General features: G+C 43.6%; 5 protein-coding genes. All 5 read left to right on the top strand.

Going from position 1 to position 10,770, the window contains the following annotated elements:
* Positions 1-5: 5 nt before the first annotated feature.
* The 5 genes from C7475_RS05825 (at position 6) to C7475_RS05805 (ending at position 10,749) form a co-directional block, all read left to right on the top strand.
* Positions 6-341 carry a hypothetical protein gene (locus C7475_RS05825; RefSeq protein ID WP_110052137.1) on the top strand — a complete coding sequence of 112 codons (336 nt, stop codon included), beginning with the start codon at positions 6-8 and terminating at the stop codon, positions 339-341.
* Positions 342-1,025: 684 nt separating this feature from the next.
* On the top strand, positions 1,026-1,739 hold the full coding sequence (locus C7475_RS05820; protein WP_110052134.1) for a hypothetical protein: 714 nt from the start codon (positions 1,026-1,028) through the stop codon (positions 1,737-1,739).
* A 240-nt stretch (positions 1,740-1,979) separates the two neighbouring features.
* A complete protein-coding gene (locus C7475_RS05815; protein WP_146217482.1) occupies positions 1,980-2,471 on the top strand; it encodes a hypothetical protein in 492 nt (163 codons plus the stop codon).
* Between the two features lie 46 nt (positions 2,472-2,517).
* Complete coding sequence (locus C7475_RS05810) at positions 2,518-9,945, top strand: hypothetical protein (protein WP_110052129.1); 7,428 nt, start codon at positions 2,518-2,520, stop codon at positions 9,943-9,945.
* A gap of 18 nt (positions 9,946-9,963) precedes the next feature.
* Entirely contained in the window at positions 9,964-10,749 is a 786-nt protein-coding gene (locus C7475_RS05805; RefSeq protein ID WP_110052127.1) for a hypothetical protein, read from the top strand.
* Positions 10,750-10,770: the final 21 nt, after the last annotated feature.

The raw sequence follows: 10,770 nt of genomic DNA, 5'->3' as shown, positions 1-10,770 counted from the left end.
CGTTTATGAAATTTATATGCTTTTTAATGGTATTTCTAATGTTGGGGTGTGGAGAGGCTATAAAATCTCCGCTGCCTGATAGTCTATGTTATTATAAATTTGTCCATGTGGAGGAAATTTATGACTCTGCTGATGCCGAAAAGTTTTTGGGCTATAAATATGTTGAAGCTAAACTTGGCGCTGAAGAAAGAGATACATTAAAGATTATACTTAAGGAACAGCATATGGATTTTGTGGTTGGCGATAATGGAGATATTTTTATCAAGAAACAAAGTATAGCTAACGGTTTTGGGATGAGTGCCATAGACGGATTTCTTTATGACAGAATGCATTCAAAGTAGGACACATCAACTGGTGTTTTTGAAGCACTGGTTATATGTAATACTAGAAGACTATTCACATAAAAATAAGAGCCAACTATTAATAGCTGGCTCTTATTTTTATGTGGCTATTCAGGCGCTACCTACAATTTAATAATGCTTACTAGGTACTTTTTTCTCCACTACGCACATCCCCTGCGCACCCTCCCCTTACCTTCACATCTCACAATACCCGTTACCGTTGTAACTCAAACAATTATTCAAAAAATAATCTTGATAATTTCACTTGAAATTTTCTAATATTCAGAATAATACATTTCTTTGTACATAAGTTAGTCAGTATACCTATGGTTAAGTCATAAATGTTCGTATTTGTCAGGCGTTGTTAACTGCCCCGTACCTGTATGTGTGTGTGCTTGATGATTTTCGTACTTCCAATGAAACGGGATTAAAGGTCCTGAAAACCAACCTTATGAACTGATTTATATTATTTATTTAGGGGACTCTATATCTATTTCGGAAGAAAATACCTTCCCGTATACCTATGTACGTTCCTTCGATTAGTAATACACTCTTTACATAGTTTGCCCAATGAGCACTGTTGTCACAGTGTGATCAACGCACTGCTTCAAAATATGTAGTCGGTGAAGGGAAAGCTATGTTTTGATAGATCGATAATTTGAATTGAATAACATTTTATATTTTATGAGACTCAGAACTGCTTTTGCTTTTTTTATAGTGGGAATGTTTGCTTTAACCACGCAAGCTCAAACGATACCTACACTCCAGCAAGTTACAGAACAAGGCAGCACGACAACCAAAAGTATATCCATCTGGAATCCAAATGGATTAAACATCGGTGTTGATGCAAGTTCAGGCTACAATGTAACTACCCATTACCTGAGACCTTCGCCGACAGAGGGCAGGACATTACGTTTTGATTGTACTTCGCCTACCACTACAGGTGGCTGGGAATTCTATAATTCACAGTTAGGTAGATCCGTAATGTTCATCAAACAAAGTACTGGTTTCGTTGGCATCGGTACTACTGATCCTAAGGCAAGGCTGGCAGTCAACGGTGATATCTATGCGAGAGCCGTAAAGGTGACGCCGGATAACTGGCCGGATTTCGTATTTGAATCATCTTATGAACTGCCGTCATTACAGGAATTGGAGCAGTTCATCACATTACACAGACATCTTCCTGGTATCCCGTCTGCAAAAGAAGTGAGTGAACAGGGATTGGACCTTGGTCAGAACGAAGCAAGATTGCTGCAGAAGATAGAAGAGATGACCTTATACCTGATAGAGCAGAATAAGAAAATAGCGAGCCAGGATGAAATAATGAAAGCGCAGGATAAGAAGTTTGCAGCCCAGGAAGCGCGCTTGACGGAATTGGAAAGAGTTGATAACAAATAAGCCCAACAGAGAATACCTATGAGTAATAAGTTATTTTTTTTCGTTTTTATTTTCTGTGGGTCGGCCCTAAAGGCACAGTCACAAACAACTCCCAACTTACTAGCTGTTACCACCCAGGGAGGAACGACAACCCAAAGTATATCCATTTTTAATCAGTCCGGATTAAGTATAGTAACGGATCCTGGTAACTTAACCCTCATAACTCATTGGTTAAGAGCTTCGCCGGTTGATCCTGGTGTAATGCGTTTTGATTGTGGTTCGATGGACGTACGGTCCGGATGGGAATTTTATAATTCGAATACAAATAAGTCGCTGCTGTATATAAGGCAAAACCCTGGTACGGTTGGAATCGGAACTGCGGAGCCGAAAGCAAGATTGGCAGTGAACGGTGTCGTGCTGGCAAAGAAAGTCAGGATCACCCCAATTAACTGGGCAGATTATGTATTTGAGCCTTCGTATGACCTTCCGACCCTACAGCAATTGGAGAAATTTATAATTCACCATAAACATCTGCCGGACATTCCTTCAGCAAAAGAGGTTAGCAAAGATGATCTGAATCTCGGCGGAAGCCAGGTGAGTTTACTGCAAAAGATAGAGGAAATGACCTTATACCTTATTGCACAGGATAAAAAGTTGAAGCAACGTGACGAGCTTATAAATGATAGGGAGCAGGTGCTTGCAGATAGAGAAAAACGTTTAGCAGCACTGGAAGCGAAGCGTGGAAATAAATAATTGCGGGAAGTGTAATAGCCCAAATTGATTCTTTAAGACTGAAGATATGATGATCAGGAATGCGCGTACCCGTGTACGGATCGCTTGTTTTTTTCTTGTTTTGTTACTAGTACAGGGGCTGACGCCCACTGTCGCCTGGGCATTGACCTCAGGACCTGTACAACCCGAGAGTAAACAGTTTCAGGCTGCTGGAACGAATGACATGGTAGACCTGTTTACAGGCGACTTCAAATATAACATTCCGCTGCTCGACGTAGGCGGATATCCTGTGAACCTGAATTATGCATCAGGCGTAGGAATGGATGATGAAGCCAGCTGGGTAGGACTTGGATGGAACCTTAACGCCGGAGCAATGAACCGTCAGATAAGGGGTATTGCTGACGATGCAAATGGCGATACCGTGAGAAGCGAAAACTACATGAAGCCAAAGATCACCGGTGGCGGAAAACTTACCCTGAGAGGTGAGATTTTCGGGAAGGGTATTCAGGGCTCATTGTCCCTGGGTGTGTTTTGTGATAGCTACACCGGCTACGGCGCTGAAGTGGGAGTGAATGCCGGCGCATCTTTAACGAAACCTAATAGCAATGTGCTTACTCCAGGAGTGGGGATCGGTCTAACCTCCAGTACGGCGGACGGAGTTACCGTGACGCCAAGTGTTTCACTTTCTGTAAATAAGAAAGTATCCGAAGATAATATAGCGTCGGGTAGCAGTTCGCTGAGCCTGGGATTTAATACTCGGCAAGGTTTGAAAGAATTGACGCTTTCAAATTCGTATAAGGCTGAAGGAACTACCAAGGACGCGAGAGATGCTGAAAATGCAGAGGTAAAGGATGGAAAGGCAGAGGGTAATATCTCCGGTTCGAGCATTAGCTTTAATACGCCATCGTTCTATCCTAAGTCTAACGTTACATTTAAATCTGCCAACTCAACATACAGCGGCGACCTCGGTGGTGTTGCCGTCGGCATTTTTGCCGGAGCAGGTGTTACCGGCTACAAAACCAAACGGGAGGTACTGAACAGAGAACAGGAGAACAGGGCATTTGGCTTATTGTATGCGGAGAAAGGAGCAAATGTTTCTGAGGCGCTGATGGACTTCATGCGTGAAAAGGATAACCAGGTAGTTCCCGATATGAATAATCTGGCATTGCCTATAGCAACACCGGATATATTCTCTTATACAAGCCAGTTAGGTGGAGGACAGGTGCGTTTGTTCAGACATAGTAGTGGTATTTTCTTTGATAATGAAACAAAGGATATCAGTGATAATAAATCACTGAGCCTTGAGTATGCGGGGGGCGCCTATTTCCACGGAGGAGGGTCTGTATACCAGCAGGATGTAACAAGCACAAATGGCAAATGGAAGGATGATAATGGATTTATAGCTAATGGTGACTTCGCAAAGAAAAACAGTCTTGAAGAAGAAGATGCCTACTTCCAACAGGTAGGTGAAAAACATGTAGATAATGCAGCTTTTGTAAACAAAATATTGGGCGAGGAACCTGTCAGTGTCCCTATATCCGGTAAATCGGCCGAAGGTAAATTAACCTCTAGGTCACAGGGACCTGTTACTCCGGAGGGCTCTTATAAAAAAGATGGAAGACAATTACGCCGTGCTGCAGTGATGTATCTGACCGCTGGAGAAGCACGGATGGGTGGCCTTGATAAAGTGATCAGAACCTATGATCTAAATAGGGACATTCCATCCAAAAAATTCACACCATTACCTTGTAACGCTATGCCTTTCGATACGCTGTCGAGGATAGATGGCATCCGGAAAAGACACCATATTTCCGAAATGACCATAGTAGGAGATGATGGTAAGAGAACGGTATATGGTATCCCGGTCTATAATAAAAAACAGGATGAATATTCTTTTGCCTCACACGAAAAGCTTCGCGATAAGACTAACAACCTGGCCACCTTTAAGCTGAAGAACGGGCAGATAGATAATCAGCCGGAAGGCGAAGGTGGTTCCCTGGATGAATATTATCATAAAGAATCACAACCCGCTTACGCAACTTCTTATCTGCTTAGCGGTATACTATCTCCGGACTACGTAGACATGACAGGTGATGGTATCACCGAAGATGACAGGGGAACAGCATTCAAATTCAACTATTCAAAACTGAAGGACGATTTTCACTGGCGTACGCCTTATGGAAAGACACCAATGCAGGCGCAATTCAACAGGGGATTAAACGCAGATCCGCAGGATGATAAAGCATCCTTCATCTACGGAGAAAAGGAACTATGGTATCTGCATTCCATAGAATCCAAGACGATGATCGCCTATTTTATTACGGAAGACAGAGAGGATGCGCTTGGCTGTAACTGGCTGGGGGAAAAGGAAAGCAATGTCAGGCAGCAGCGCCTGAAAGAGATCAGGTTGTACTCAAAGAACGACTTGGTAACGCCTGTTAAGACAGTCGTATTTGAATATGATTACTCGTTATGTCCCGGTATTCCTAACAGTGTAAATGGTGGGGGAAAACTGACTCTGAAGAAGGTCTATTTTAAATATGCAAGCTCTAAAAAGGGAGAGAATCATCCTTATGATTTTAACTATAACTATGGTCAGGCTTATGACTATATGTTGACAGACCGGTGGGGAACGTTAAAACCTTTGTCCGTAAACGATGGCGAAGGGTTTGGCGATCTGAAGAATGATGAATTCCCTTATATAGGCCACGATGCCGCTGCGGCGGCTGCTAATGCCGGTATGTGGCATCTCAGTGAGATAGCATTACCTACAGGAGGAATTATCGACGTCAAATATGAGTCTGATGATTATGGTTACGTGCAGGACAAAAAGTCAATGAACATGATGGGAATAACAGGCATGTTCGATGATGATGGCGATCCTACACCCAATCTGTTGAACGCAAAATCTTTCGATATTAAGATCGATGACGATACAGCTGTTATAAATGATGCGCAGGCATTTAAGGACAGATGTCTCAATGGAGAAGACTACATGTACTTTAAACTGTTCGTGAACCTATCGGATGAAGTTTCTTCAGAATTGGACGACAAATATGATTATGTGGCCTGTTATGGAAAGATAAGCGACGCAAGAGTAAGTAATGGGGTAGCGAGGGTAACATTTGAAGATGATAACGATGGCGGTGTGAGTGTTAATCCATTCGCAAGCGCTGCATGGCAGAGAATGAGGCTGGAATATCAGCGTTATGCCTATCCGGGATATAAGAACAAGATCAGTAACGACAAACCGGTAATTGCGATCGTATCGGCGATAGCGAATGCTACAGGAACCCTGTCAGAACTACAGGGGAATTTTAACCTGAGAGCAAAGCGGAGGAAATTTGCCAGTCATGTGAAATTGAATAAAAGCTTTGCCCGTGTTGTAAATATGAAGGGCCGGAAATTAGGAGGAGGTGCCCGTGTGAAGAAGATAATGATGTCTGATAACTGGGCCGGCATGGACACACAGGTAGACAATGCGATCTACGGACAGGAGTACGATTATACCATAAAAAGAGGGCAGGAAACGATCAGCAGTGGTGTAGCTGCTTATGAGCCAACGTTTGGGGGAGATGAGAACCCGCTGCGTCAGCCGGTCGGATACACTGAAAAGGCAAAGTGGGCACTTAGCAACTACTTTTACCTGGAGCAGCCTTTTGCCGAGTCATTGTATCCTGGTCCTGTGGTAGGTTACAGGGAGGTGAAAGTCCGTAATCTGGGTGCCGGAGGTGAAGTCGATCCAGCCAACAAGACGGGATGGCTGGCTTATGAATTTTTTACGGCGAAAGAGTTTCCGGTATACATGCAGCAAACGGAGTTGCAGAAGAATATTCATAAACCTTCGGCATGGTCAACATTCTTTGGTGGTAACTCCATCTATGAACTGACGATGTCTCAGGGATATTCCGTATTCCTGAACGATATGCATGGAAAGAGTAAGGCGGAACGCGTCTATAACCAGACGGGTCAGGAGATCTCTGCCGTTGAATACTATTATAATGCGGAAGAATCGGGAGGAACGATGCGGTTAAAGAATGTGGTGGATGTTGTCGATAATACTGGTACCATTACGAAAGATCAGGTGATTGGAAGGGACATTGAAATGTTCACCGACATGCGTGAATCGGAAATGAAGAATACAGGGAAGAGTATCAATATCGGGGTTGATGTAATTCCGTTCTATGGATTCCCGCTGCCACTACCGCATTTCCCCTGGGGCAAAAATGATGATTATCGCCTGTTCCGCTCTTCATCCGTAATGAAGACGGTCCAGTACTACGGTGTGATCGACAGTGTAGTAAAAAGGATCAATGGTTCTTCCGTTACCGCATCCTATTTATTGCACGATAAATATACAGGCGAACCCGTGGTGACGCAATCGGAGAACGAATTTGAGGAACCTGTTTATTCAATGAGCATCCCCGCATACTGGATGTACAGCCAGATGGGCATGGCTTATAAAACACTGGGGACTGTATTTACTAATTTTTATACAGACAAAAATGGAATTCCGGATCCTAGATTCCAGTCATATCTGACGGCAGGAGATGAATTGATCAATATTCAGACTGGTTACAGGACCTGGGTAGTTAACTCTACCGAGGGAGGCATTACCGGAAAAAAAATGAGGCTCATAGACGTTGGAGGAAGATTGGCCAGTGGACAGAGAGGATTGGTGAAAGTATGTCGTTCTGGTTATCGTAACCTGCTGTCTGCACCGGCAACGGTAATTACGAGTCTGGACAATCCGATTGTTGGTAACAGTCTGAAATTCATTAGTGCAGATGATCTATCCGGATATAAGATAATAAATGCCAATGCTATATTATATGATGAGGCCTGGGGACAACCAACCAACTGTAATCTGAAAAGCTGTCCCGAGGGCTATCAGGAAGGGCCAGATGGAAGATGTTTTGCAGCAGCTGAATATAGTGACAGCCTGAGTATAATAGACGGTAGTAGGACTAACAAACATTATGGAGAAGGAGGAGGTAAGTTTTATGAAGGTGATGGTACAGCGGTAATAAGGGAAAGTTTCGCGTGGATGTGGATGAACAGGCTGACACTGTCCGGTATATGGCTGGGAGGAGTAGAAGACGGTCAGCGTTGGGGATTTGCGAAGTGTATCAACTTAGACACTGATACGGATGTTTACATCGGACATTCCGCCGATGAATACATGGAAATTTATATTGATGAAGTTCTCTTCTTCAAATTCAGTGGGACTGCAGCCTCGAATTCGGACATATGGAATTTGAGACATAAAATATTGACCGCGGGAAAACATACCATTCGCGTGGAGGGATATAATATATCGGGTGACAAATCCATTGGGTTCGAGATATATGCTACGAATAATCTGGAAATGTTGGTGTCAGGTGAACCAAGAGCCGACATATTGGCCAGCAGGATAATGGCTGCAGAAGATTTGGCAAATGATCCGAATGTTCTTTTATATAAAGTCGAGAATGGTCAAAGAGTTTGGGCCAATTATACCTGTGCAGCCGGAAAGGCGCTGAATCTTTGCGACGGAACGCCAAACTGTGGTTATGCAGATAAATATGCATGCCCTGACGGATACAAAAGAAGTCCGGATGGACAATCTTGCATACCGATCGCTGTAACTGAAGATAGTGATGAAGGTCTTAAAATAGCAAAGGGAGATGAATTAAATGTATACACAAAGCAGGGAGTGCTATTTCATGATGCAAACGGAAAGGAAGGTCAGAGGGTTAAGAATGGCTTCTGGGGAACCGATTCAAGTTGTTATACGTCAGTTTTAAGTCTCGCTGGTAGATCACCGGCTATAAGAAAGACTGATGCTTCAATGGTCGTAGTAGATACCGGAAGGACCAGTTCGAAGTTAAGTGTTGCTGCTGCTGGTTTCGGGCTTTGCGGCCGTTTGAACAGGGCTGGTATCTGGTTTCAATCACCCTATGACTTCAAATGGATTGGCGTTAACAACTGTCTTAGTGTTCCTGAAAGCAAAACATATTATCTCGGTATGGGCGCTGATAACCAGGTAAAAGTATTGATCGATGGAGTGCTCGTAAGGCAGGTACTGATGAAAAATAGTTCGGACAATGATCCGTATCTGGACTGGAGGGTCTATCCTGTTTATTTAACCGCTGGACAACATATACTAACTGTAGAGGCGATGAATCAGGGATTGGAACATGCTGTAGCCGTAGAAGTGTATAATAATACACTTAGTCAACTGGTCAATGCAACCAGTGAATCAAATGTCAGAAAGATTTTTACAACAGCAGACTTGCTCGATGGAAAACCCAGAGATACTTATGTGAAGGATACCCTCGGAAATATTGTAAAGCGCCGTTACTCCTGTCCTTACGGTACTGCTGATATCTGTTCCGGTAACTTTGGATGTCCCGGTATTAGTGACAGCACTGCAATAAATCCCTATCTCCACGGTTACCTGGGAAATTGGCTGGCCTATAAGCAAATGGCGTGGCTCTCCAGCCGTTCTGGCCAGGAGGTGATCTCTAAGACAACAGGTGGTGTTGGCGTTCGTAAGAATGGATATTATGAGAAATTCCAGGCGTTCTGGATATATAATAACGGCTGGAACATCGCTACCAATATAGAATGGGTGACGTCTAACACGATGACCCTATACGATAGATATTCCCAGGACCTTGAGAATAAAGATGCGTTGAATCGTTATAGTGCGGCACGTTATGGATATAAATCCAGTCTGCCGGTAGCGGTAGGTGCCAATATGCGTCAGCGTGAAATATTCTATGATGGATTTGACGATTATAAGTTCAATAGCCAATGCGTAGCGGTGAAGCCATGTGAGCCGGACGAGTTTAATATCAGAAATGCGCTCGGCGACAACTATGCGGACAAACTGGATGATCAGGATGCGCATAGTGGTAACTATAGCCTGAAGTTGAAGGATTCGGTCGTGTTGACGGCATACGTTTTCAAAAATGAACACTTACCGGGTATTTACCTCATTAACAATAAAAATGGTGAATATTCCACAAAAGGTGATGGTTGGCTTGGTTTAAGAGGATTCAACCCCGTAATGGGCAACAAATACATTTTCTCTGCCTGGGTGAAAAGTGGAACATCCGGATCTTCAGGACCTGCTATAACTGTAACTGTGAATAATGTCTATGACGTGACGCTTGTGAAAAAAGCAGTTGTAGAAGGTTGGATGTTAGTCGAGGGTGTAATGGATGTTCCTGCCTGGACCCAGGGGAATTATATGGAGCCGTTACGGGTTGCACTGAAAGGTAATGTGAACATAGATGATATCAGGGTCTTCCCTTATGACGGTCAATTGAAAACATTCACATATGATGACAAGACCTTGCGGGTAATGGCGGAAATGGATGAGAACAACTATGCTACGTTCTATGAGTATGATGATGAAGGCTCGCTGATCCGTGTGAAGAAAGAAACGGAGAGAGGTATTATGACCATTAAAGAGACGCGTTCGTCTTACAGAAAAAAAGCTCAGTAACAAAGTTATTACTATACCATGAAATTGAATACTAAATATATAAAGGGGCTTATAGTAACAGGAGTGATCCTTATAGCAGTGGGGACTTTCGCTGCTATTCCTTCCCTCAGGGAACGGCTTACCGGCAAACGGCCAAAAGAAGGCAAGCATATAGTGATCACGGAAAACAATAAGCAGGACAAAGCTATTCTTGATGAGTTGACGAAAGTCCTGCACGCAATGGATACTGTTACAATTCTGACCGCCACCGGTATGATGGACGCACAAGACTTTGCTGACAGCACCAATACCCTGCAGACGGATTTTTGTTATACCAGGAATGGCGATCAGGGATATTACCGTGTGGGACAAAATGAAATGGTCTCTTTACGGGAAGCTTATATTGTTGTAGCGCATGACCTGAAAAAGATCTTCGTGTCTGCTCCGAAAGAAGTCATTAATCCTGTTAGATTACCGGCTTCAACGGAAGCTGCTTTCCTGTCGAGAGAAATGTACAAAGTGTCCCGTGCCGAAAATAACAGGCTTACACAGATAGCTCTTGTAAACAGCAAACATGCCAGCTGCCGCGAATATCGCATCTCTTTTGATAGTGCGGCTATTATTCGCAGCGCCGTAATGCGTATGCCTGATCCTATGGAATTAGAAGACGTGTCTAAAGACAAGGTCCTGAAAATAACCGTCAATAGCTGGGAGTTGGGAGTAGTGAGAAAGGATCTTTTGCGGATGGAAAGGTACCTGACGCAGGACTACGGCCGGCTTCTTCCTGCAGCAAGGCTGAAAGGGTATGAATTGATAAAACAATAGTGTTAACCTCTTAATGGTGAA

The organism is Chitinophaga sp. S165, from assembly GCF_003182155.1.
Taxonomy (GTDB): domain Bacteria; phylum Bacteroidota; class Bacteroidia; order Chitinophagales; family Chitinophagaceae; genus Chitinophaga.
The sequence above is the reverse complement of the archived record's forward strand: the minus strand, read 5'-3'. Positions and strand labels throughout refer to the sequence as shown.

Bases quoted from the DNA above. Each gene is read 5' to 3' on its own strand.
- C7475_RS05805 (WP_110052127.1), top strand. From the start codon at position 9,964: ATGAAATTGAATACTAAATATATAAAGGGGCTTATAGTAACAGGAGTG.
- C7475_RS05815 (WP_146217482.1), top strand. From the start codon at position 1,980: ATGCGTTTTGATTGTGGTTCGATGGACGTACGGTCCGGATGGGAATTT.
- C7475_RS05810 (WP_110052129.1), top strand. From the start codon at position 2,518: ATGATGATCAGGAATGCGCGTACCCGTGTACGGATCGCTTGTTTTTTT.
- C7475_RS05825 (WP_110052137.1), top strand. From the start codon at position 6: ATGAAATTTATATGCTTTTTAATGGTATTTCTAATGTTGGGGTGTGGA.
- C7475_RS05820 (WP_110052134.1), top strand. From the start codon at position 1,026: ATGAGACTCAGAACTGCTTTTGCTTTTTTTATAGTGGGAATGTTTGCT.